Raw genomic sequence first — 23,634 nt, 5'->3', positions numbered from 1 at the left:
ACATGATTCCCTGGAGGCTCCAGCCTTGGACGTCGGTGAACGACTGCAATCCATCCGTAAGCTCAAAGGTCTTTCGCAGCGTGAACTCGCCAAACGCGCGGGCGTCACCAACAGCACCATTTCGATGATCGAGAAGAACAGCGTCAGCCCCTCGATCAGTTCGCTGCGCAAGGTCCTGGGCGGGATACCCATGTCCATGGTCGAGTTCTTTTCCGAAGAGATCCTGCAGGAAAAACCGACCCAGATCGTCTACAAGGCCAACGAGCTGATCGACATCTCCGACGGCGCCGTGACCATGAAGCTGGTCGGCCGGGCGCACCCGAGCCGCGCCATCGCGTTCCTCAACGAAATCTACCCACCCGGTGCCGATACCGGTGATGAGATGCTCACCCATGAGGGCGAGGAAACCGGAATTCTGGTGGAAGGACGGCTGGAGCTGGTGGTCGGCCTGGAAACTTTTGTGCTCGAAGCCGGCGATAGCTACTACTTTGAGAGTACCAAGCCGCACCGTTTCCGTAATCCGTTCGATGCACCGGCGCGACTAATCAGCGCAGCTACACCGGCGAATTTCTAAGAGAAGAGGCGTCCTGCCAGCATGGCAGCGGCACCCGATGGGTTTTTCCGTGGCACAACAAGACCCCTTCGACTTTGGGGTTGTTTCAGTGCGACGGGCTAACCGTTATACTTGCGCCCGCCTGCGAACCGTGGCCGTAGGCGTGACTAGCCACCATGAGGGTGAACGCGTGAACCTAATTATGAAAATGCTGGCTGTACCAGCAACCGTATTGGCCCTATGGGCTGCCAGCGCTCAAGCTGCGACCAATGACGACATCGCCAAGCGCATCGAGCCTGTTGGCCAGGTCTGTGTAACAGGCCAGGAATGCAAGGGCATGGAAGTCGCTGCCGCGACGGGTGGCGGTGGTGCCAAGGCACCGAAAGACGTGATCGCCAAGCACTGCAACGCTTGCCACGGCACCGGCCTGCTGGGCGCGCCGAAAATCGGCGACAAGGCCGCCTGGAAAGAGCGTGCCGATCACCAGGGCGGCCTCGACGGCATCCTGGCCAAGGCCATTACCGGCATCAACGCCATGCCGCCTAAAGGCACCTGCGCCGACTGCTCCGACGACGAGCTGAAAGGCGCGATCAAAGAGATGTCCGGCCTGTAATACGGCTGTCTCTTGCGCAAAAAGCCGCTTTCGAGCGGCTTTTTTGTGCCTGCTGCAACACCGCCCGTGCAGGAGCGCTTGTACCCGCACAGGCGGGTCAGGGCTGTTCAATGCAACCAAGACCCGGCAAGCTCGGTCCAAGCCCAATCGCCAAGGGAGGATCAGATGGTGCAGCTGTGTTCTATCGAGCAAGCGGTCGATGAGGTGTTGGCACGTTTGCCGGCCCATATCCACATGGGCCTGCCGCTGGGGCTGGGCAAACCCAACCCTTTCGTCAACGCGCTGTACCAACGGGTCGCGCAATTGCCCGAGCGGCAGCTGACGATCTACACCGCGCTCTGTCTGGGCAGGCCTGCACTGGGCGACGGTTTGCAGAAACGCTTCCTTGAGCCCTTCATCGAGCGGGTATTCGGTGACTACCCGGAACTGGACTTTCTCGCGGGGCTGCGCAAGGACAACCTGCCCCCCAACATTCGCGTCCAGCAGTTTTTCATGCAGCCCGGCAGCCTGTTGCACAGTGAGACGGCCCAGCAGGATTACGTGAGCAGCAACTACAGCCATGCCGCGCGGGACATCAACGCCGCCGGTTTGAACCTGGTGGCGCAGTTGCTCGCCAGCCATGGCGAACACCCTGATCGCCTGAGCCTGAGCTGCAACCCGGACATCACCCTCGACCTGTTGCCGATGATCGCCAAGCGCCGGGCCGCGGGGGAAACCGTGTTGCTGGTGGGTCAGGTGCACAGCGACTTGCCCTACATGCCCGGCGACGCCGAGGTCGGCATCGACGCATTCGACCTGCTGATCGACGAGAAAGACAACTCCACGCTGTTCTCCACGCCCAACATGCCGGTGGGTCTTCAGGATCACTTGATCGGCCTGCACGCCAGCACCCTGGTGCGCGATGGCGGGACCTTGCAGATCGGCATCGGCGCCATGGGTGACGCGCTCACCGCGGCGTTGCTGGCGCGGCAGGCGGATAACGAGGGCTACAAGGCGTTGCTGGAGGATGTGAATCTCAGCCAGTGGGCGCAACTGATCAAGCGCGAGGGTGGCCTCGAACCCTTCGCCAAGGGCCTCTATGGCTGCAGCGAAATGTTCGTCAACGGCCTGCTGGTGCTCGCTGATGCGGGTATCGTGCGGCGCAAGGTCTATCCGGATGTGCCAACTCAGCAGCAGGCGAATGCCGGCACACTCGATGAAGCGGCGCAAACCGACGGCATATGCGTGCATGGCGGGTTCTTTCTCGGCCCGCTCAGTTTCTACCACCGTCTGCGCGAGTTGCCTCAGGGCAAGCGACTCGAGTTCAACATGACCCGCATCAGCTACATCAACGAGCTGTACGGTCAGGAAGAGCTCAAGCGCTTGCAGCGTCTCGATGCGCGCTTCATCAACACCGTGTTCACCATGACCCTGCTCGGCGCCGGCGTGGCCGATCAGCTCGAAGACGGGCGGGTGCTCAGTGGCGTCGGCGGGCAATACAACTTTGTCGCCCAAGGCCATGCGCTGGAGGGTGCGCGCTCGATTCTGCTGCTGCGCAGCTGGCGTGAAGCGGGCGGCGAAGTCAGTTCCAATATCGTCTGGGAATACGGCCATTGCACGATCCCGCGGCACCTGCGGGACATCGTGGTCACCGAGTATGGCATTGCCGATTTGCGCGGCCAGACCGACGCGGCGGTGATCGAGGCCTTGTTGAGCATCAGTGACTCACGGTTCCAGCCCGGGCTGATCAAGCAGGCGCAGGATGCCGGCAAATTGCCAAAAACCTTCCGCCTCGATCCGCGTTTCGCCGACAACACCCCGGAGCGTTTGCAGGCGATTCAGGCTCGGCATCCCCGGTTGTTTCCGGAGTATCCGCTGGGCTGCGATTTCACGGCTGAAGAGCAGGACCTGTTGCGGGCGCTGAACTGGCTGAAGAGCAAGTTCAAACTCACGGAGATCCTGGAGTTGGGCAAGGCTGCGCTGGATGCGCCCGACGCCTCGCACTATCCGCAGCATCTGCAGCGCATGCAGCTGACGAATCCGGAAGGACTGAAAGAGGAGCTGTTTCAGCGGTTGTTGCTCACGGGGCTGAAGGCCACCGCACAATAACGGCGACCGCCAAACGACTGTGGGAGCGAGCCCGCTCGCGAAGGCGGTGTTTCAGTCGATGAAAACATGGACTGATTTACGCAATCGCGAGCAGGCTCGCTCCCACAGGGGGACAGCGGTGTTGCCGGGTTAGTCGATGAAGGTCACTTCACCGCCCGCCAGCGACTGCACCCGCGCCAGCGACTCAACCCGATAACCCTGCGCATCCAGCTCGGCGCGGCCGCCCTGGAACGACTTCTCGATCACGATGCCCAGGCCTGCCACGGTGGCGCCGGCCTGCTTGATGATCGAGATCAGTGCCTGGGACGCTTTGCCGTTGGCCAGGAAGTCATCGATGATCAGCACGCGGTCGCTGCTGGTCAGGTGGCGCGGGGAGATCGCCACGGTGCTTTCGGTCTGCTTGGTGAACGAGTACACGGTCGCCGACAACAGGTTTTCGGTCAGGGTCAGGGACTGGTGCTTGCGCGCAAAAATCACCGGTACGCCCAGGTTCAGGCCGGTCATGATCGCCGGGGCGATGCCCGAAGCTTCGATCGTGACGATCTTGGTGATGCCCGAATCCTTGAACAGCGCGGCAAACTCATCGCCGATCTGCTTCATCAGGACCGGGTCGATCTGGTGGTTCAGAAAGGCGTCGACTTTCAGGACCTGGTCGGAAAGCACGATGCCTTCTTCGCGGATTTTTTTGTGCAGGGCTTCCATGAAGCTGTCCTCAATTGGCGTCCAGGCACTGTGAAAACGACTGCGCTCGATAATCCTGCGTTAAAACAGGCTCGGAATGCTCATTTGCAGCCAGCAAACTCCGCTTCGTCGCTGTTTTTGCCTTGTCCTATCTCGCTCGCTACGTTTTCACAGCGCCTGGAAATGCCGGGTCTAAGTAAAAGTGGTCAATTCTAGCGCTTTAACATCGCGCGTATATCCGCCAATGCGCTATTGCCGCGAACGGCTTTGACTTCGGTCGGGGTGTCGTCGTTGCCTTCCCAGGCCAGGTCGTCCGGTGGCAGCTCGTCGAGGAAGCGGCTCGGTGCGCAATCGATGATCTCGCCGTACTGCTTGCGCTTGGCGGCGAAGGTGAACGCCAGCGTCTGGCGCGCGCGGGTAATCCCTACGTAGGCCAGGCGCCGCTCCTCTTCGATGGTGTCGGCTTCGATGCTGGAGCGGTGCGGGAGGATTTCCTCTTCCATGCCCATGATGAACACGTAGGGGAATTCCAGGCCCTTGGAGGCATGCAAGGTCATCATCTGCACGCCCTCGGCACCGTCTTCCTCTTCCTGCTGACGCTCCAGCATGTCGCGCAGGACGAGTTTGCCAATGGCGTCTTCGACGGTCATTTCGCCGTCTTCGTCCTTTTCCAGGGTGTTCTTCAAGGCTTCGATCAGGAACCACACGTTACCCATTCGGTAATCGGCGGCCTTGTCGCTGGAGCTGTTGGTGCGCAGCCAGTTCTCGTAGTCGATGTCCATGACCATGCTGCGCAGCGCCGAGATCGGGTCTTCGCCGGCGCACTGTTCGCGGACCTTGTCCATGAAACGCTTGAAGCGCGACAGGCGATCGGTGAAGCGGCTGTCCAGGTGCTCGCCCAGGCCGATCTCGTCGGTGGCGGCGTACATCGAGATCTTGCGTTCGGTGGCGTAGTTGCCCAGCTTTTCCAGGGTGGTCGAACCGATTTCCCGGCGTGGGACGTTGATCACCCGCAGGAAGGCGTTGTCGTCGTCCGGGTTCACGATCAGACGGAAGTAGGCCATCAGGTCTTTCACTTCCTGGCGTCCGAAAAAGCTGTTGCCGCCGGACAGGCGATACGGCACCTGATGGTGCTGCAGCTTCAACTCGATCAGCTTGGCCTGATAGTTACCGCGATACAGGATCGCGAAATCGCTGTAGGGCCGGTCGGTGCGCAAATGCAGGCTGAGGATTTCCATGGCCACGCGTTCGGCTTCGGCGTCTTCGTTGCGGCAGCGGATCACGCGGATCTCGTCGCCGTGGCCCATCTCGCTCCACAGCTGCTTCTCGAATTCGTGCGGGTTGTTCGAGATCAGCACGTTGGCGCAGCGCAGAATGCGGCTGGTGGAGCGGTAGTTCTGCTCCAGCATCACCACTTTCAAGGACGGATAGTCGTCCTTGAGCAGCATCAGGTTTTCCGGCCGCGCACCACGCCAGGCGTAGATCGACTGGTCGTCGTCGCCCACCACCGTGAACTGGTTGCGCTTGCCGATGAGCATTTTCACCAGCAGGTACTGGCTGGCGTTGGTGTCCTGGTATTCGTCCACCAGCAGGTAGCGCACCTTGTTCTGCCATTTTTCCAGAATGTCGGCGTGCTCTTCGAACAGCTTCACCGGCAGCAGGATCAGGTCGTCGAAGTCCACCGCGTTGAACGCCTTGAGCGTGCGCTGGTAGTGGGTGTAGACGATGGCGGCGGTCTGTTCCTTGGGGTTGCGCGCGTTTTCCAGGGCCACGGCCGGCAGGATCAGGTCGTTTTTCCAGGCGCCGATCATGTTCTTGATCTCGTCGACGCCGTCGTCGCCCGCGTATTCCTTCTGCATGATGTCCGTCATCAGGGCCTTGACGTCGGTCTCGTCGAAGATCGAGAAGCCCGGTTTGTAGCCCAGCCGCACGTGTTCCTTGCGGATGATGTTCAGTCCCAGGTTGTGGAACGTGCACACCGTCAGGCCCCGGCCTTCACCGGCACGCAGCAGGGTGCCGACCCGCTCCTTCATCTCGCGCGCGGCCTTGTTGGTAAACGTCATGGCGACGATGTACTGCGCGCGAATGCCGCAGTTCTGGATCAGGTGCGCGATCTTGCGCGTGATTACACTGGTCTTGCCGGAGCCAGCACCGGCGAGCACCAAAAGAGGGCCGCCGACGTAGCTCACGGCTTCCTGCTGCCGGGGATTGAGTCGGGACATAGATGAATTCAGGAGTCAGTCAAGAAATGGGCCGGCATTTTAACAGGCTCAGAGAATTGTGCTGCTCTCTCCGACTTGTGACGCAACACGCGATTCATATTTGCCGGTTTTGATACTTTCACGCAGGATGCGCGGAGAATTTACGTCTAATGTACGTAATTCCGGATACAAGGACCTCGTCTGATAATGGATGCCATTTGGTCATTGGTTATCAGCACGGCATAATGCCAGCCGCCTCATCATTGCAGAGTCTAGGGAGCTAGCTTGTCTACGCCTGTCGAACCCTTGCGTTTGCTGCTACTGGCTGAAGAGCCAGCGTGGGCAGCGTTGTTGCGCGAGTGTCTGGCTCCGATGGGGAGCTCGGCCGTGCTCATCAGCGCTCCGAGCTGGGAATCGGTCAGCACTCTGTTCGATGACAACCGCAGCGCGGTGTTGTTGACGGTCCCGGCCCTTCAACCCGCGCCGGGCCGGTGCAATTTGCCGACGGTGTTGCTGCTCGAACAGGAGCCGCAACTGCCGCCCGATGGCGTGAGCGACTGGTTGGTGCGCGATCATCTCGACGCGGGCATGTTGCGTCGCTGCCTGCGGCATGTACGCGAGCGTGGTCTGCTGGAAAACACCTTGCAGCGCCTGGCCGAGCAGGACCCGTTGACCGGCATTGCCAACCGCCAGGGCTTCCAGACCCTGCTGGCCGCGCGGCTGGCGGAAAACGAAGGCCGGGGCCTGGCCCTCGGTCACCTTGACCTCGACAACTTCCGCCACGCCAACGATGCCCTTGGCCATCAGGCCGGCGACCGCCTGATCCTGCAAGTGGTCGCACGCCTGAAAAGCCAGCTGGAAGCCGGCGATCAGCTGGCGCGGCTGGGCAGCGATGAATTCGCCCTGCTGATCGACACCCGCCGCGCACCGCAACGCGCCGAGTGGATGGCCGAACGCATCACCGAAGCGCTGGCCGAACCCTACTGGGTCGACGGCGAGAGCCTGTTGATCGGCTCCAGCCTGGGCATCGCCCACGCCCGTGCCCAGGCCGGCGCCGATCCGCTGATGTGGCACGCACACATCGCCATGCAGCAGGCCAAGAGCACCCAGGGCTGCACCTTTCACATCTTCAACGAACGCATCAACCGCAATGCCCGCAGCATGGCCGACCTTGAAAGCGAGCTGCGTCGGGCGTTGCGCCGCGATGAGCTGGAGTTGCATTACCAGCCACGCCTGAACCTCGAGGACGGGCAGATCGTCGGCCTCGAAGCCCTGGTGCGCTGGCGACACTCCGAGCGCGGCCTGTTGCCACCGAGCGAATTCGTGCCGCTGGCCGAGCAGAGCGGCCTGATCGTGCCGCTCGGTTACTGGGTGATCTCCCGGGCGTTGCGCGACATGCAGGTGTTGCGTGAACGCGGCTTGCCGGCGCTGCACATGGCGATCAACCTGTCGTTCCGGCAGTTCCAGGACAGCCAGTTGCTGTCGACCCTGAGCCGGTTGATTGCCGAGCGTGGCGTCGAGGCGCAATGGCTGGAGTTCGAACTGACGGAAACGGCGGTCATGCGGCGCAGCGATCTGGTGCAACAGACCATGGATGCCCTCGGGCGCCTCGGCGTGCGTTTCTCGCTGGACGATTTCGGCACCGGGTTCTCATCCTTCGTGCACCTCAACAGCCTGCCGATCGCCCTGTTGAAGGTCGACAAGAGCTTTGTCGGCGGTATGGAAGAGCGCGAGGAGAACCGCAAACTGGTCCACGCGATGATCAACCTGGCGCATAACCTCAATCTCGAAGTGGTCGCCGAAGGGGTGGAAACGCCGGAGCAGCTGGACCTGTTGCGAGGCTTCGGCTGCGACCAGGTGCAGGGCTACCTGATCAGCAAGCCGTTGCCGTTGGCGGAGCTGGTGGATTACTTGATGTTTGGCAGCAACCAGCAGCCGGCGCTGGAAGTGGTCGTCTGATCACAGGACAAAGGTGGGGCGGGCAGGCTCGCTTCCCCAATGGATTTCAGTCCGGTTGGGCGATTGCAAAACGCCGTGTTGAAGACTCCCGCCGGATCATCCGCTGCATCTTCCACTCGAATGCCAGGGTCAGGCTCACCGCTGCGCATGCCAGGCCCAGGGCCAAACCCCACCAGACGCCCGTCGGCCCCCAGTTCAAATGGAACGCCATCCACCAGGCCGCGGGCGCGCCAATCAGCCAGTAGCAACCCAGGCCGACCAGGAACGTGGTCTTGGCGTCCTTGAGCCCGCGAATGCAGCCCATGGCGATGGTTTGCGTGCCGTCGAACAATTCGAACCAGGCGGCGACTGCCAACAGGCTCACCGCCAATTCGATCACCGGGCGGAAGGCCGGGTCATTGTGGTCCAGGAACAGTCCGATCAACGGGTTCGGCAACAGCCAGAAGACCATCGCGAAGCCCAGCATCGCTGCGGCCCCGAAGGCGATGCCGACCCGTCCGGACATCCGTGCATCCTGCAGTTGACCGGCGCCGTAATGCTGGCCGATGCGCATGGTGATCGCGTAGGACAGCCCCGCCGGAATCATGAATGCCACCGAGACGATCTGCAGCGCGATCTGGTGCGCGCCCAGTTGCGTACTGCCCATGGTGCCCATGCACAGCGCCGCGAACGCGAACAGCCCGACCTCCACCGCATAGGTGCCGCCAATCGGCAGGCCCAGGCGCCACATCTCTTTCAGATACTGGCGGTTGGGCCGTGACAGCCCCTGGCGCAATGGATAGGCGTCGTAGGCCGGGTGCCGCCGGATGTGCCACGCCAGCGCCAGTGCCATGAGATTGGCGACAATCGCGGTGACCAGGCCGATGCCCACCAGGCCCAGTTTCGGCAGCCCGAACATGCCCGTGATCAACGCGTAGTTGAGCACGAAGTTGGCCACGGTGCCGCCCAGGCTGATGACCATCACCGGTGTTGGCCGGCCAATGGCGCTGGTGAAACCACGCAGGGCCATGAAGCTCAGGTAGCCGGGCAGGGCGAACGGCAGGATCAGCAGGAATTGCCCGGCTGCCTGCACGTTGCTCTCGGTCTGGCCGAACAGCAGCAGGACCGGTTCGATGTTCCACAACAGCAGCGCGGCCACCAGGGCCATCAACCAGGCCAGCCACAACCCGGCCTGGGTCAGCCGCGCCGCGCCGGGAATGTCGCCGGCACCGTGACGGATCGCCACCAGCGTGCCCACCGCCGCAATCACGCCGATGCAAAAAATCGAAACAAATGAGTAAGTCGCCGCCCCGAGCCCGCCGCCGGCCAGCGCTTCGGGGCTCAGGCGCGCCATCATCAGGGTGTCGGTAAGGACCATCAGCATGTGCGCCAACTGCGAAGCAATCAACGGCCCCGCCAGCCGCAGGATGGCCCAGAGTTCAGTGCGCACTGGATGTTGCATGATCATCACGCCCAATCGTCAAAGAGAACAGGAAAGCGTCGATTCTCGGCGCTCTGCGGGGTTTTCACAAAGGGATAAATAGGATGGGTGGCATGATAAAAACTCATCTAGAGAGGCTTCTGATAGATTGATGGGATTACGCTGTCGGAGTATTCCTGGTGTCTCGTCGCCTCCCACCCCTTTACGCCCTTCGTGCCTTCGAAGCGGCGGCGCGGCATAGCTCGTTTACTCGCGCCGCCGAAGAGCTGTCGATTACGCAGAGCGCAGTCAGTCGGCACATTCGTACACTCGAAGAGCATTTCGCCTGCCGCTTGTTTCATCGCAGCGGGCGCCATTTGCAACTGACCGAGTCGGCACGGTTGATCCTGCCGGGCATTCGCGAAGGTTTCACCGCACTCGAGCGGGCGTGCAACACCTTGCGCGCCGAAGACGACATTCTGCGCATGAAAGCCCCGTCGACCCTGACCATGCGCTGGTTGCTGGCGCGGCTGAGCCGGTTCCGCCACCTGCAACCGGGCAACGAAGTGCAGTTGACCAGCGCCTGGATGGACATCGATTCGGTGGACTTCAACCACGAGCCCTTCGACTGCGCCGTGATCCTCGGCAACGGGCGGTTCCCACCGGACTGGGAAGCCACCTTGCTGTTCCCGGAAGAGCTGATCCCGGTGGGCGCGCCGAATCTGCTCAACGACCAGCCGTGGGATGTCACGCGCCTGGCCAATGCCGATCTGTTGCACCCGACGCCGGACCGGCGTGACTGGCGCAGTTGGCTGGAGCGCATGGGCCTGACCGATCAGGTATCGCTCAAGGGCGGCCAGGTGTTCGATACGCTGGAGTTGGGGATGATCGCGGCGGCCCGGGGCTACGGCGTCTCGATGGGCGACCTGCTGATGGTGGCCGAGGATGTGGCGCAGGGGCGCCTGAGTCTGCCGTGGCCGACCGCCGTCGCCAGCGGTGAGCATTATTACCTGGTCTGGCCGAAAACCCGCCCCGGAGGTGAACGATTGCGCCGCCTCAGCGATTTCCTGCTGGGCGAGGTTCAGGCCATGAAACTGCCGGCGGTCGAGCACCTGTGTTGAACGTTTGCGCGCCCGTGGTTACGGGCTTGCAAGATATCCGAGATAACCACTCAAGTATTAGGGATTCGCGCCGAAAGTATGATTGTGGAACCCTCGTGCAGGTTCTGAGCAATTCCCATTATTAGAAAAATTTGCTGAGCAGCCAATCAAGGAAGAGGGGTCGCTCGGCCAGGAGCCGTCATGTCTCAACCCCGTGCCCGGATTGCCTCACAGCTCGGCCTTGCGCTAGCCGTGATACTGGCGGTCGTCATCACCGGCAGTACCTTGTTTGCCCTGCGTTCGCTGGACACTGCCAACCTCGCCACCCGTGAGGAACACCTGGCCAGCGAGGCCCGCTTGCTGGCCGATCAGTTGAGCACCTTCCACGGCACGTTGCGTGAAAGCACCCAGCGTCTGGCGGGGCTGTTCGAAAAGCGTTTTACCGGGGGGCTGAGCGTGCACCCGGAGGAGCAGATCAGTGTCGCGGGTACGCAGACACCGGGCTTGCACCTGGGCAATGAAGTGCTCAACAACAACTTCAAGGAAGTGGACGAGTTCAAGCAGATGACCGCAGGTGTGGCCACGGTCTTCGTGCGCAGCGGCGAAGAATTCATCCGGGTCAGTACCAACGTCAGCAAACAGGATGGCAGTCGTGCCATCGGCACCGTCCTCGACCACGCGAACCCGGCATATGCCCGCCTGATGGCAGGGCAAAGCTTCGTCGGCCGGTCCCTGTTGTTCGAGCGCTACTACATGTCACAGTACACGCCGGTGCGCGATGGCAGCGGCAAGGTGATTGCCGTGCTGTATGTCGGCTTCGACTACACCGATGCGCAGAACGCTCAGTTCGCCAACCTGAAACGCTTCCGCATCGGCCAGACCGGTTCTCTGGCGCTGCTGGACGAGAAAAACAACTGGCTGGTGCCGATCGCCGGCGTCCAGGCGCTGGACAAGGCCGCCCCGGCCATCAACGCGCTGTCGAAAACGCCGAGCAAGGGCGGCTTCTGGAGCGACACGTCCGAAGACTTCTACAGCGTCTCCGTGCCTTTCGAGGACGGCCCGTGGTCGGTCGTGGCCAGCATGCCGCAGGAAGAAATCAGCGCGGTAACCTGGAGCGTCGGGATTCAACTGGCGATTGGCAGTCTGCTGGCGATGCTGATCGCCGTAGGCTCGGCCGTCTGGCTGCTGCGCAGCAAGCTGGCGCCGCTGGGCGATCTGGTACGCCAGGCCGAAGCTCTCGGTGCCGGTGACCTGAGCGTGCGCCTGAATGTGTCGAGCAACGATGAAATCGGTCAACTGGCCCGTGCTTTCAACCAGATGAGCCAGGCGCTGTCGACGATGGTCGAGCACATCCGCAAGGCCTCGCAAGAGGTCAACAGCCGCGCTCAGGCGCTGTCCGGCCTGTCCGGTGGCGCCTATGAAGGGATGGAGCAGCAATCGGGTGAAATCACCAGCATGGCCGGTGCCGTGGAAGAGTTCAGCGCCACGTCGCTGAACATTGCCGACAACATGGGCAACACCCAGCGCCTGGCGCAGGAAAACGCCCAGCAAACGCAGATCGGTCGTACGTCCATGGACGAAGCGTCGTCGTCCCTGGAACAGATCGCGGGTGCCTTGAACAGCACGGCAACCGTGATCAACACCCTGGGGCAGCGTTCCCAGGAAATCGGCGGCATTGTCGGGACGATCACTTCCATCGCCGAGCAAACCAACCTGCTGGCGCTCAACGCGGCGATCGAAGCGGCCCGTGCCGGTGAGCAGGGTCGTGGTTTTGCCGTGGTGGCCGATGAGGTGCGCAACCTGGCGTCCCGCACGCGTCAGGCGACTGACGAGATCTCCGGCATGATCCAGAGCATCCAGCAGGAAACCGGCAACGCCATCAGCACCATGGAGCAGGGCAACGTGCTGATGCAGGAAGGCCTGTCGCGCAACGCCAACGTCGCATCGGCGCTGGCGCGCATCGATGAACAGAGCCGCTCGGCGGGCCAGCAATTCGCAGCGATTACCACCGCGACCCAGGAACAGAGCAGCACCGCGACCCTGCTCAGCAGCAACCTGCAAAGCATTGCGCTGGCCAACAGCGAGCAGCGCGAGGTGGTGGCGAACCTGGCCGTCACGGCCAAGGAGCTGGAGAAACTGGCGGCAGATCTGCGGTCCGAGGTTGATCGGTTTCGTTGAGGTGCGGCTGAGATAGCTATCGCGAGCAGGCTCGCTCCCACAAGGTCCGGTGTATGCGGATCCATTGTGGGAGCGAGCCTGCTCGCGATTGGGGCACGACTCAATCCCAAGCCTTACTGAGTCGCTGGCCGATACTGCAACGCTTCGGCCAGATGCTCACGTGCAATGCCTTCGACTTGCTCAAGATCCGCCAATGTACGCGCCACCTTGAGCAGTCGATGGGCGGACCTCAGTGACAGGTTCAATCGTTCGCAGGCTGTCTCCAGCCAGGTTTCATCGGTTGCGGACAAGTGGCAGTGACGGCGCAAGCCCGGCAGGTCGAGGAAGGCATTGGCGCAGCCTTGGCGCCTGTGCTGCCGTTCGCGCGCATCGGCCACCCGCGTGGCGGCTGATGCAGTGTCTTCGCCGGGTTTTACCGCAGGATTCAGCGCCGTGGCTTCCCGGGCCACGGTCAGGTGCAAGTCGATGCGATCCAGCAGCGGCCCCGACAGTTTGTTGCGGTAGCGCTGCACCATGTCCGGCGTGCACGAACACCGGCCCGTGGGCTCGCCAAGATAGCCGCAGGGGCAAGGGTTCATCGCCGCCACCAACTGAAAGCGCGCCGGAAAGCGCACGCGTTCCCTGGCCCGGGCAATCACGATATGCCCGGACTCCAGCGGCTCTCTCAGCACCTCCAGCACCTTGCGATCAAACTCCGGCAGTTCATCGAGAAACAGCACGCCATGATGGGCCAGGGTAATTTCGCCCGGCTGCGGTTTTGAACTGCCCCCGACCAGCGCCGGACCGGACGCCGAGTGATGGGGCTGGCGAAATGGCCGCTGCGGCCAATGGGTCAGCGGTGCGCCGCTGGCCACTGACTGAATCGCCGCGACTTCCAAGGCTTCATGCTCGGCCAGGGGTGGCAGCAAGCCCGGCAATCGGCTGGCGAGCAGGGTCTTGCCCGTGCCCGGCGGTCCACTGAACAGCAGGTTATGCGCCCCCGCTGCCGCAATCAGCAGCGCGCGTTTGGCCGCCAGTTGGCCTTGCACTTCGCTGAGGTCGGGATAGGGTTTGGCGGCGTGGATCAGACCGTCCGAGGCATAAGGCTCAACCGGTGTATGCCCATTGAAATGCGCCACCGCCTGCAGCAGATGATCCACCGCAATCACCCTCAATCCCGACGCCAGGCACGCCTCTTCGGCATTCGCCCGGGGCACCACCAGCGTACGCCCGGCCCTGCGCGCCGCGAGCGCCGCCGGCAACACCCCGCGAACCGGCCGGACTTCGCCGGACAACGCCAGTTCGCCCAGGCATTCCACGTTGTCCAAAGTCAAGGTCGGCACTTGCACGCTCGCCGATAGAATCCCCAGGGCAATCGCCAGATCGAATCGCCCGCCATCCTTGGGCAAGTCGGCCGGCGCCAGATTCAGCGTGATCCGCCGCGCCGGAAACTGCAGCCCCGAATTGATGATCGCGCTGCGCACCCGATCCTTGCTCTCCTTCACCGCGGCCTCCGGTAAACCCACCATGGTCAACGACGGCAAACCATTGGCCAGATGAACTTCAACGGTAACAGCAGGCGCATCCACGCCGACTTGGGCGCGGCTGTGGACGATGGAGAGGGACATGGTCGTTCCTTGAGCGAATGAGACGGCCGCTTCCTGCGGCTTTTTAAAAGGGTAGACGGGGGACAGGGTTTCGGGCGGCAACGGCGAAGGCGAAGTTTCGCAGGATGTTGCGCGCTGGTTCTGGTGGGGTACGCAGGCTCAATTGGATCGATCAGCGAGGCAGGCCCCTGTACAAGCGGGCACGCTCGCGAGGTTCATTCGGTTGGCGGGGTCAGCTTCGCTTCCATTTCCGCGACCTTGGTTTCAAGCGCTTCCAGGCGGGCGCGGGTGCGCGCAAGGACGACCATCTGGCTGTCGAATTCTTCGCGGCTCACCAGGTCCAGTTTGCTGAAGGCGCTTTGCAGCAGCATCTTGAACTGGCTTTCGATTTCGCTTTTCGGCAGTGGCGTGTCGCCGCTGAAGAGACGGGAGGCGGTGCCGGTCAGGGCGTCGAGGAAGTCTTTGGGCGCAAGCATGGGCAATGTCCTGTAAACGAGGCCCGCAGTGTATCACGCAGCGTCCCAAGCCCATTCCGACCACTGGTCCTGCACGCTTTTCGCGCATGCGGACGGACGGCAGCGCACCGTTGTTGTGCGTATAAGCAGGGCCATTAAAGCGCAATGGCCTATTGATGCGGGCAAGCGATTGAATTCCGGGGTTTTTGCCGAGCTGGCAAGCTTTCTGCTTAGTCGGTAGTAACCCATGCACTGATGCAGTCGCTGTGACGAATGCAGTGCGCCAAGCGAAACGGGGGAAGTGTTTCGCGCGGAGCGGTTAGCTGGCGTCGGACGGGCAGGTAAGGCCGACGATGCGTTACAAAGCCAGGCACTGCGCTTAGACTTGAGACGGGTTTGTTTTCCTGGGGCAAGTCCACCAATTCGGGAGAGAGTTTTCATGAAGCTAGTCACTGCCATCATCAAGCCGTTCAAGTTGGACGACGTGCGCGAGTCGTTGTCCGAGATCGGCGTGCAGGGCATTACCGTCACTGAAGTCAAAGGCTTCGGTCGGCAGAAGGGTCACACCGAGCTGTATCGCGGCGCGGAGTACGTGGTCGATTTCCTGCCAAAGGTGAAGATTGATGTCGCCATTGACGACAAGGATCTCGACCGGGTTATCGAGGCGATAACCAAGGCCGCCAACACCGGCAAGATCGGTGACGGCAAGATCTTCGTGGTCAATCTGGAACAGGCGATTCGCATCCGTACCGGCGAAACCGATACCGACGCAATCTAAGCCGCCACAAACCCCAACGCCCCAGGAGAAAACAATATGACTCTGCGTAAATTCGCAGGGCTAGGAGCCCTGTTGTCCATCGTAATGCCAAGCCTGGCCATGGCGGCAGACGAAGTGGCAGCCCCAGTCCTCAATTCCGGCGACACCGCCTGGATGCTGACCTCGACAGCCCTGGTGCTGTTCATGACCATTCCCGGCCTCGCGCTGTTCTACGGCGGTATGGTTCGCTCGAAAAACATTCTTTCCGTGATGATGCAGTGCTTCGCCATTACCGGTCTGATCAGCATCCTGTGGGTCATTTATGGCTACAGCATCGCGTTCGACACCACGGGCATGGAGCAGGGCGTCGTCAACTTCAACTCCTTCTTCGGTGGCATGGGCAAGGCCTTCCTCGCCGGCGTCACGCCAGCCAGCCTGACCGGCCCGGCGGCGTTGTTCCCTGAAGCGGTGTTCATCACCTTCCAGATGACCTTCGCCATCATCACCCCGGCGCTGATCGTCGGTGCCTTCGCCGAGCGCATGAAGTTCTCCGCGATGCTGGTGTTCATGGGCATCTGGTTCACCCTGGTGTATGCGCCGATTGCACACATGGTCTGGTCCGGCAACGGCGGCCTGATGTGGGACTGGGGCGTGCTCGATTTCGCGGGCGGCACCGTGGTGCACATCAACGCCGGTATCGCCGGTCTGGTCGCGTGCATCGTGCTTGGCAAGCGTAAAGGCTTCCCGACCACTCCGATGGCTCCGCACAACCTGGGTTACACCCTGATGGGCGCCGCCATGCTGTGGGTCGGCTGGTTCGGTTTCAACGCCGGTTCCGCCGCCGCCGCCAACGGCACCGCCGGCATGGCGATGCTGGTCACCCAGATCGCGACCGCCGCCGCTGCACTGGGCTGGATGTTCGCCGAGTGGGTCACCCACGGCAAACCAAGTGCGCTGGGTATCGCTTCGGGTGTGGTCGCCGGCCTGGTCGCCATCACCCCGGCCGCTGGCACCGTGGGCCCGATGGGCGCGCTGGTGATCGGCCTGGCAGCGGGCGTGGTGTGCTTCTTCTGCGCCACCACCCTGAAACGCAAACTCGGTTATGACGACTCCCTGGACGCCTTCGGCGTGCACGGTATCGGCGGTATCCTCGGCGCGATCCTGACCGGTGTGTTCGCCGCACCGTCCCTGGGTGGCTTCGGCACCGTCACCGACATCGCCGCACAAGTCTGGATCCAGTGCAAAGGCGTGGGCTTCACCGTTATCTACACAGCGATCGTCACCTACATCATCCTCAAGGTGCTGGACGCTGTCATGGGCTTGCGTGTCACCGAAGAAGAAGAGGCTGTCGGCATCGACCTGGCGCTTCACAACGAGCGCGGCTACAACCTGTAAGACGCGCAACAAAAAAACTGCCCGGCTTGCCGGGCATTTTTTTGCCCGGGATTTGTCAGTGAAGATACTGCTGAAAGGTTTTTTCGTACCTGTTTTATAGCGTTTGCAGTGGGCGTTTTTTTACGGTCAATCACTTACGTGATTGAAGGAATATTAGGGTCTTTGTTTTTTCCCAGAGCGCGCTAGAATGCGCCCCGAACGTGCGGAGAACTGTATGTGGCAACAGACTCTGATTACCCTGCGGGCAAGGCCCCGGGGCTTTCATCTGGTAACGGACGAGTTACTCGCCGGCCTGCCTGAACTCAAGGCATGCCGGGTCGGTCTGTTGCATTTGTGGCTGCAGCATACCTCGGCGTCGTTGACCATCAACGAGAACGCCGATCCGGCGGTACGTCGCGACTTCGAACGGTTTTTCAATCGTCTGATCCCACAAGGCACAGACGGCTATGAGCATAACGACGAAGGCCTGGACGACCTCCCGGCGCACTTCAAGGCCAGCGTACTTGGCTGTCAGCTCAGTTTGCCGGTTTCGGCAGGCAGGCTGGCGTTGGGCACCTGGCAAGGCGTTTATCTGGGCGAGCACCGAGATCATGGCGGTGCTCGTAAAGTCCTCGCCACCTTGCACGGTGACGGGGCATGAACCGCTGGTCACCAGCGGTTACTGAATTTTTCCGGCAGCCTTCGACAGATGGCTAAGCTGGACTATAACTAACCTGCTTTTTGCAAGTCATGAGGTAGAACATGAGCGACGATGATCTGGAAAACGACGACCTCGAAGTAGGTGACGAGGACGATACCGAAGAAGGTCTGGAAGCAGCGGCGGACGACGTCGTTGAAGACAGCGGTGACGACACGCCGGCCCCGACTGCCAAAGGCAAGGCCAAGGCTGCGGTGTCGGTTGACGAGCTGCCAAGCGTGGAAGCCAAGAACAAGGAGCGCGATGCCTTGGCCAAGGCCATGGAAGAGTTCCTGGCGCGCGGCGGCAAGGTGCAGGAAGTGGAGGCCAATGTGGTCGCCGATCCGCCCAAGAAGCCTGACAATAAGTACGGCAGCCGGCCTATCTGAGCGTCTGCCCTTGCTTGCTGAAAAAGCCCGCCGTCGCTGCGGGCTTTTTCATGGGTCGGATAACCGGTTGAAGGTAATGCAAGACAGGTGTCAGGCCGAGGTCTTGTTCCACCGCGCCAACAAGGCCGGCAACTCGGTCAGGCTGCGGACCTGTGCATCGGGCAAGCGCTCGGCTTCCCACGCTTTGCCCGTGGGATTGAACCAGATCGCGCGCAGACCGGCCTGTTGCGCCCCGGCGATGTCATCCCCCGGATGATCGCCGATGTGCACCGCCGTCTCGGCCGTGGCGTCGCCACGCTGCAGAGCTTCCTGGAACAGGCGCGCATCCGGCTTGGCGATACCGATGTCTTCGGCGCACAAGGCAAACTTGAAATAATCCGCCAGGCCCAGCCGGCGCACGTCGGCGTTGCCGTTGGTGACCACGCCCAGGGCGTAGTGGTTGGCGAGTATTTCCAGGGTCGGCTGCACGTCCGGGAAGATTTCCAGTTGATGCCGCGCCTGCAGGAAGACCTCAAAGCTCTGGTCCGCCAGGGCCGACGCCTGCCCGTGTTCGTAGCCCGCCTCTTGCAGCGCTTGGAACAGCACCCGGCGACGCAATGCGCTGATGCGGTGTTTGAGCCCCGGCTCGGTGCTCAGGATGCGTTCACGAATGCCCCACAGATGCTCTACCGGCACTGCGCCGAGGTTCGGCGCATGTTCGGTCAGCCATTCACGCAGTACGGCTTCTGCACTGACAATCACCGGGGCGGTGTCCCACAGGGTGTCGTCGAGGTCGAAGGTGATCAGCTGGATAGTCATGAATCATCGCCCTTGATGCGTTTGGCCCGAGGATGGGCGCTGTCGTAGACCGTGGCCAGGTGCTGGAAGTCCAGGTGGGTGTAGATCTGGGTGGTCTTGATGTCCGAGTGGCCGAGCAGTTCCTGCACGGCGCGCAGGTCCTGGGAGGATTCCAGCAGGTGGCTGGCAAAAGAATGTCGCAGCATGTGCGGGTGCAGGTTTTGCCCCAGTTCGCGCGCGCCAGCAGCCTTGATGCGCACCTGCACGGCCCGGGGCCCGAGGCGTCGACCTTGCTGGCCGATGAACACGGCGTCATCCACCGGGTTGGCCATGGCGCGCAGGGGCAGCCACAACTCCAGCGCTTCCCGGGCCTTCTGGCCCACGGGCAACAGTCGGGTCTTGCTGCCTTTGCCCAGCACCTGGACCATGCCATCCGCCAGGTCCAATTGGTCGAGGTTGAGCCCGGTCAGCTCCGACAGGCGCAGGCCCGAGGAGTAGAACAGCTCCATCATCGCCTGATCGCGACGGGCCAGGAAGTCATCCTCGACCGCACCCTCCAGCAGTTGCAGTGCACGGTCGGTGTCGAGGGTTTTCGGCAGTCGGCGCTCGCCTTTGGGCGGGGCCAGGCCATTGGCCGGGTCGTGGTCGCACAGCCCTTCGCGGTTGAGGTAGTGATAGAGCCCGCGCACCGCCGACAACAGGCGCGCCAGGCTGCGGGACGACTGGCCCTGGGCGTGCAGGCGGGCGATCAGGCTGCGCAGGCGCTGGATATCCAGGGCGGCCCAGCTGCCGATGTTCTGTTTGACACACCAGCCCAGGACCTTGTCCAGGTCGCGGCGGTAGGCGGACAGCGTGTGGGGCGACACCTGCCGCTCACTGCGCAGGTGTTCGCAGTAAGCGTCCAGTTGTCTTTCCACGATCAGCGTACCGAGCGCAGGGAGTTGTTGACCCGTGGCAGCACGCGACCCATGACTTCGGCGATGTAGCTCAGGAACAGGGTGCCCACGGAGCTTTTGTAGTGCTGCGGATCGCGGCTGGCGATGGCCAGGATGCCGTGGATGCCTTGGTGACTGATGGCGACCACGGCGGTGGAACCGATCTGCTGGCGCTGTTCTTCGCCGAACAGGAAGTCCAGTTCATGCTCGCGCAGGCTGCCGCTGACGCTTTTGTCTTCCGAGAGCAAACCGCCAATGGCCGTCTGGGCGTCGGCGTGGGTCACCCAACGGCCGACCGGCATCGGGTTGTCGCCCAGCAGGATCAGACTGACAAAAGGCACCTGGAAGTCCTGGCGCAGGCTGTCTTCGACACTGATCACCACGTCTTCCAGGCTGGTGGCGTCCATCAGCGCAAGGATCAGACGCCGGGTCTTCTCGAACAGCCGGTCGTTGTCCCGGGCCACGTCCATCAGGTGCGAGAGGCGATGGCGCAGTTCTATGTTGCGGTCGCGCAGGATCGTCATCTGCCGCTCGACCAGCGAAATGGTGTCGCCACGCTGGTGCGGGATGCGCAGGGACGGGAGCAGTTCTTCATGCTCGACGAAGAAGTCCGGGTGAGCCTCCAGGTACGCGGCAATCGCCGCTGCCTCGAGGCTTTCGGAGGGGGTTTCGTCGGGCTGTCGGGCGGGAACCTGGGGCTTGTCGGTCATGGTGTTGGCTCGCTCAAAGACGCACTTGTCCTTCGTAGACTCGGACTGCCGGGCCGGTCATCAGTACCGGTTGGCCAGGGCCTGCCCATTCAATGGACAGGCGCCCGCCGGGCAGGTCGATCAATAGCGGCGAATCCATCCACCCCTGACTGATGGCGGCGACGGCTGCCGCACAAGCGCCGGTTCCGCAGGCCTGGGTTTCCCCGGCGCCGCGTTCCCAGACGCGCAACTGCGCGCGGTTGCGGTCGATGACCTGCAGGAAACCGACATTGACCCGCGCCGGAAAGCGCGGGTGATGCTCGATTTTCGGCCCCAGCTCATGCACCGGCGCGGCATTGATGTCACTGACCCGCAGCACGGCGTGGGGGTTGCCCATCGACACGGCGGCCAGTTCGACCGTCTTGCCGTCGACGTCGAGCGAGTAGCTCGAAGCCTGGGCATCGGCGACGAACGGGATGTCCGCTGGCACCAGGCGCGGTGCCCCCATGTCGACGCTGATCTGGCCGTCGTTGCGGATTTCCAGCTCAATGATGCCGCTTTTGGTTTCAACGCGAATCCGCCGCTTTGCGGTCAGGCGCTTGTCGAGCACAAAACGGGCGAAACAGCGTGCGCCGTTGCCGCACTGTTCCACTTCGGAGCCGTCGGAGTTGAAGATCCGATAGCGGAAATCCACATCCGGGTTACTCGGCGCCTCGACGATCAGCAACTGGTCGAAACCGATGCCCGTATGCCGGTCACCCCATTGCTTGGCGTGCTTGGGCAGGATGTGCGCGTGCTGGCTGACCAGGTCGAGAACCATGAAGTCATTGCCCAGGCCGTGCATCTTGGTAAAACGCAGCAGCATGGTTTCACTCCGGCAGCAGGCTTTCGCCAGCAAACAACTCGGCTACCGTCTCGCGGCGACGCACTTCGAATGCCTGATCACCGTCCACCAACACTTCAGCGGCGCGGCCACGGGTGTTGTAGTTGGAACTCATGACAAACCCGTAGGCACCGGCCGAATGCACGGCCAGCAGATCGCCTTCTTCCAGTGCCAGCTGGCGCTCCTTGGCCAGGAAGTCGCCGGTCTCGCAGATCGGCCCGACCACGTCGTAGGTGCGGGCGGCGGTATCGCGCGGGCGCACGGCGGTGACGTTCATCCAGGCCTGGTACAGCGCCGGGCGGATCAGGTCGTTCATGGCCGCGTCGACGATGGCGAAATCCTTGTGCTCGGTGTGCTTGAGGTACTCGACCTGGGTCAGCAGCACGCCGGCGTTGGCGACGATGAAACGGCCCGGCTCGAACACCAGCGCCAGGTCGCGACCGTCGAGACGCTCGCGTACGGCCTTGATGTAGTCGGCGACCAGGGGCGGCTCTTCATCGCGATAGCGCACGCCCACGCCGCCACCCAGGTCGATGTGGCGCAGGTGGATGCCGCAATCGCTCAGGCGATCGACCAGGCCCAGCAGGCGGTCGAGGGCGTCGAGGAATGGAGGCAGACTGGTCAGTTGCGAACCGATGTGGCAATCGACACCCAGCACTTCCAAGTTCGGCAGCTGCGCGGCGCGGATGTACACGTCTTCGGCGTCGGCGATGGCGATGCCGAACTTGTTTTCCTTGAGACCGGTGGAAATGTACGGGTGTGTGCCGGCATCGACGTCCGGGTTCACACGCAACGAGATCGGTGCGCGAACGCCCAGCTCGGCGGCGACCACCTGCAGGCGCTCCAGCTCATCGGTGGACTCGACGTTGAAGCAGTGAACGCCGACTTCCAGGGCGCGACGCATGTCGTCACGGGTCTTGCCGACCCCGGAGAACACGATCTTGTCGGCGCTGCCGCCAGCGGCCAGCACGCGCTCCAGTTCGCCACGGGATACGATGTCGAAACCGGCACCCAGGCGCGCCAGGGCATTCAGTACGCCCAGGTTGGAGTTGGCCTTGACCGCGAAGCAGACCAGGTGCGGCACGCCTTCCAGCGCGTTGGCGTACGCCAGGTACTGGGCTTCAATGTGGGCGCGGGAATAGACATAAGTCGGCGTGCCAAAGCGTTCGGCGATGGCGGACAGGGCAACCCCTTCCGCGAACAGCTCACCGCCACGGTAGTTAAAAGCGTCCATGGCGTTCCCTTATTGGTAGACGTCGTGCTTGTGTGCTTTGGAAGGCTGCTTCTGCGAGGACTGCGCCTGTTCGGCAGGGTCCTGGCTGTCGTCAGGCAGGTACAGCGGGCCTTTTTGACCGCAGGCCGACACAAGACAAGCAAAAGCGACGATCGAAGTGAGCGCAGCAAAGGAAGAGATCAGGCGCTTCATGGCGAAATCCTTGAAAATGCATTAATTGCGCCGGAGTATACCGGCCACCCGGCAGATTGCCTATGCGAGGGGGCTCCCGTCCGGCGGGGCTTGCGAGATGCCTGCTGTTGCCGATCAACCCCCGTGGGAGCGAGCCTGCTCGCGATGGCAGTGTGTCAGGCGACCATAATGTCCGATGTACTGGCGTCATCGCGAGCAGGCTAGCTGCCACAGGGAACGGTTGCTGGTCGTTATCCTTTGCAATCGACGGGCCTCGGTCGTATCTTGCGGCGCTTGAGCCTGATCAGACACTTTTTGAGGTTGCCGTAATGAGTTTGTCCGAAGCGCGTTTCCACGATCTGGTCGATGCCACCCAGCAAACCCTGGAGGACATCTTTGACGACAGCGACCTGGATATCGATCTGGAGAGCTCGGCCGGTGTGCTCACCGTCAAGTTCGAAAACGGCAGCCAGTTGATTTTCAGCCGCCAGGAACCCCTGCGTCAGCTGTGGCTGGCCGCGGTGTCGGGTGGTTTCCACTTCGACTACGACGAAGAAAGCGAACGCTGGATGTGCGACAAGAGCGAAGAGCAGCTGGGCGAGATGCTGGAGCGCATCGTCAAGCAGCAGGCAGGCGCTGAATTCGATTTCGAAGGTCTGTGAGACCGTGACCCAGCCTGCTCCCGTTCGTCCACCCAAGCCGCTCTACAGCAATGTCAGCCCGGCGGTGCCGTCGCCGTGCAGCGGCGTGTGCCGGCTGGACGAACAAAAAGTCTGCCTGGGGTGTTTTCGCCATGTCGAAGACATCCGCGAATGGCGTTCGGCCGATGACGATCGCCGCCGGGTGATTTGCGCCCAGGCGATTCAGCGCAAATCCCACGCCTGATCCAGAGTCCCGGTGGGAGCGGGTATACCG

At 62.2% G+C, this 23,634-nt stretch carries 23 protein-coding genes; 12 read left to right on the top strand and 11 right to left on the bottom strand.

The window, feature by feature from the left end; all coding sequences use genetic code 11:
- Positions 1-25: 25 nt before the first annotated feature.
- The 3 genes from IB249_RS18085 (at position 26) to IB249_RS18075 (ending at position 3,254) form a co-directional block, all read left to right on the top strand.
- Positions 26-574, top strand: a complete 549-nt coding sequence (locus IB249_RS18085) for a cupin domain-containing protein (RefSeq protein WP_007947433.1) — start codon at positions 26-28, stop codon at positions 572-574.
- A 181-nt stretch (positions 575-755) separates the two neighbouring features.
- Positions 756-1,166 (top strand): c-type cytochrome, encoded by a 411-nt coding sequence (locus IB249_RS18080; RefSeq protein WP_192307373.1) that lies wholly within the window; start codon positions 756-758, stop codon positions 1,164-1,166.
- A 165-nt stretch (positions 1,167-1,331) separates the two neighbouring features.
- Positions 1,332-3,254: an acetyl-CoA hydrolase/transferase family protein gene (locus IB249_RS18075; protein ID WP_192307103.1), complete on the top strand. Its 1,923-nt coding sequence runs from the start codon at positions 1,332-1,334 to the stop codon at positions 3,252-3,254.
- Between the two features lie 129 nt (positions 3,255-3,383).
- On the opposite strand, the gene IB249_RS18070 is transcribed toward IB249_RS18075, so the two are convergent.
- Positions 3,384-3,956 (bottom strand): xanthine phosphoribosyltransferase, encoded by a 573-nt coding sequence (locus IB249_RS18070; RefSeq protein WP_192307102.1) that lies wholly within the window; start codon positions 3,954-3,956, stop codon positions 3,384-3,386.
- A 191-nt stretch (positions 3,957-4,147) separates the two neighbouring features.
- Positions 4,148-6,157 (bottom strand): DNA helicase Rep, encoded by a 2,010-nt coding sequence (gene rep / locus IB249_RS18065; RefSeq protein WP_192307101.1) that lies wholly within the window; start codon positions 6,155-6,157, stop codon positions 4,148-4,150.
- Between the two features lie 264 nt (positions 6,158-6,421).
- Between rep and IB249_RS18060 the strand changes: the two genes are divergently transcribed.
- Entirely contained in the window at positions 6,422-8,095 is a 1,674-nt protein-coding gene (locus tag IB249_RS18060) for a putative bifunctional diguanylate cyclase/phosphodiesterase (protein WP_192307100.1), read from the top strand.
- Positions 8,096-8,141: 46 nt separating this feature from the next.
- On the opposite strand, the gene IB249_RS18055 is transcribed toward IB249_RS18060, so the two are convergent.
- Complete coding sequence (locus IB249_RS18055; protein WP_192307372.1) at positions 8,142-9,536, bottom strand: NorM family multidrug efflux MATE transporter; 1,395 nt, start codon at positions 9,534-9,536, stop codon at positions 8,142-8,144.
- 158 nt (positions 9,537-9,694) lie between these two features.
- Here IB249_RS18055 and IB249_RS18050 point away from each other — a divergent pair, with 158 nt between their 5' ends.
- Positions 9,695-10,615: a LysR substrate-binding domain-containing protein gene (locus IB249_RS18050; protein ID WP_192307099.1), complete on the top strand. Its 921-nt coding sequence runs from the start codon at positions 9,695-9,697 to the stop codon at positions 10,613-10,615.
- A gap of 180 nt (positions 10,616-10,795) precedes the next feature.
- Complete coding sequence (locus tag IB249_RS18045; RefSeq protein WP_192307098.1) at positions 10,796-12,772, top strand: methyl-accepting chemotaxis protein; 1,977 nt, start codon at positions 10,796-10,798, stop codon at positions 12,770-12,772.
- Between the two features lie 113 nt (positions 12,773-12,885).
- On the opposite strand, the gene IB249_RS18040 is transcribed toward IB249_RS18045, so the two are convergent.
- Together IB249_RS18040 and IB249_RS18035 are read right to left on the bottom strand one after the other, a co-directional pair.
- Positions 12,886-14,379, bottom strand: coding sequence for a YifB family Mg chelatase-like AAA ATPase (locus tag IB249_RS18040; protein WP_192307097.1), 1,494 nt, complete (start codon positions 14,377-14,379; stop codon positions 12,886-12,888).
- Positions 14,380-14,573: 194 nt separating this feature from the next.
- Positions 14,574-14,834, bottom strand: coding sequence for an accessory factor UbiK family protein (locus IB249_RS18035; RefSeq protein ID WP_192307096.1), 261 nt, complete (start codon positions 14,832-14,834; stop codon positions 14,574-14,576).
- 418 nt (positions 14,835-15,252) lie between these two features.
- On the opposite strand from IB249_RS18035, the gene glnK reads away from it, so the two are divergent.
- The 4 genes from glnK to sutA all read left to right on the top strand — a co-directional run bounded on the left by glnK (position 15,253) and on the right by sutA (position 18,030).
- Positions 15,253-15,591 (top strand): P-II family nitrogen regulator, encoded by a 339-nt coding sequence (glnK, locus tag IB249_RS18030; RefSeq protein ID WP_002555808.1) that lies wholly within the window; start codon positions 15,253-15,255, stop codon positions 15,589-15,591.
- A gap of 36 nt (positions 15,592-15,627) precedes the next feature.
- Complete coding sequence (locus IB249_RS18025; protein ID WP_192307095.1) at positions 15,628-16,965, top strand: ammonium transporter; 1,338 nt, start codon at positions 15,628-15,630, stop codon at positions 16,963-16,965.
- Between the two features lie 214 nt (positions 16,966-17,179).
- Entirely contained in the window at positions 17,180-17,605 is a 426-nt protein-coding gene (locus tag IB249_RS18020) for a secondary thiamine-phosphate synthase enzyme YjbQ (RefSeq protein ID WP_192307094.1), read from the top strand.
- Positions 17,606-17,706: 101 nt separating this feature from the next.
- Positions 17,707-18,030: a transcriptional regulator SutA gene (sutA, locus tag IB249_RS18015; protein WP_192307093.1), complete on the top strand. Its 324-nt coding sequence runs from the start codon at positions 17,707-17,709 to the stop codon at positions 18,028-18,030.
- A 90-nt stretch (positions 18,031-18,120) separates the two neighbouring features.
- On the opposite strand, the gene IB249_RS18010 is transcribed toward sutA, so the two are convergent.
- Genes IB249_RS18010 through lptM form a run of 6 tightly spaced genes read right to left on the bottom strand, consistent with a single transcriptional unit; the run spans position 18,121 to position 22,740 of the window.
- On the bottom strand, positions 18,121-18,828 hold the full coding sequence (locus tag IB249_RS18010) for an HAD family hydrolase (RefSeq protein ID WP_192307092.1): 708 nt from the start codon (positions 18,826-18,828) through the stop codon (positions 18,121-18,123).
- Positions 18,825-19,724 carry a tyrosine recombinase XerC gene (xerC, locus tag IB249_RS18005; protein WP_192307091.1) on the bottom strand — a complete coding sequence of 300 codons (900 nt, stop codon included), beginning with the start codon at positions 19,722-19,724 and terminating at the stop codon, positions 18,825-18,827. Before xerC ends, IB249_RS18010 begins: the two co-directional genes overlap by 4 nt.
- Before the next feature lie 2 nt (positions 19,725-19,726).
- Positions 19,727-20,452 carry a DUF484 family protein gene (locus IB249_RS18000; RefSeq protein WP_192307090.1) on the bottom strand — a complete coding sequence of 242 codons (726 nt, stop codon included), beginning with the start codon at positions 20,450-20,452 and terminating at the stop codon, positions 19,727-19,729.
- A 13-nt stretch (positions 20,453-20,465) separates the two neighbouring features.
- The gene (dapF, locus tag IB249_RS17995; RefSeq protein WP_192307089.1) at positions 20,466-21,296 is read right to left on the bottom strand and encodes a diaminopimelate epimerase; all 831 of its coding nucleotides are present in this window, start codon (positions 21,294-21,296) and stop codon (positions 20,466-20,468) included.
- Between the two features lie 4 nt (positions 21,297-21,300).
- The gene (gene lysA, locus IB249_RS17990; RefSeq protein ID WP_192307088.1) at positions 21,301-22,548 is read right to left on the bottom strand and encodes a diaminopimelate decarboxylase; all 1,248 of its coding nucleotides are present in this window, start codon (positions 22,546-22,548) and stop codon (positions 21,301-21,303) included.
- Between the two features lie 9 nt (positions 22,549-22,557).
- Positions 22,558-22,740, bottom strand: coding sequence for an LPS translocon maturation chaperone LptM (gene lptM, locus IB249_RS17985; RefSeq protein ID WP_192307087.1), 183 nt, complete (start codon positions 22,738-22,740; stop codon positions 22,558-22,560).
- Positions 22,741-23,048: 308 nt separating this feature from the next.
- Between lptM and cyaY the strand changes: the two genes are divergently transcribed.
- Positions 23,049-23,381, top strand: coding sequence for an iron donor protein CyaY (gene cyaY, locus IB249_RS17980; RefSeq protein ID WP_123454569.1), 333 nt, complete (start codon positions 23,049-23,051; stop codon positions 23,379-23,381).
- A gap of 4 nt (positions 23,382-23,385) precedes the next feature.
- On the top strand, positions 23,386-23,604 hold the full coding sequence (locus IB249_RS17975; RefSeq protein WP_192307086.1) for a DUF1289 domain-containing protein: 219 nt from the start codon (positions 23,386-23,388) through the stop codon (positions 23,602-23,604).
- The last annotated feature ends 30 nt before the right edge of the window (positions 23,605-23,634 follow it).

The sequence above is a fragment of the Pseudomonas sp. PDM04 genome, assembly GCF_014851765.1.
Taxonomy (GTDB): domain Bacteria; phylum Pseudomonadota; class Gammaproteobacteria; order Pseudomonadales; family Pseudomonadaceae; genus Aquipseudomonas.
Note: the sequence above shows the minus strand (reverse complement) of the source record. Positions and strands in the feature narration are given on the sequence as shown.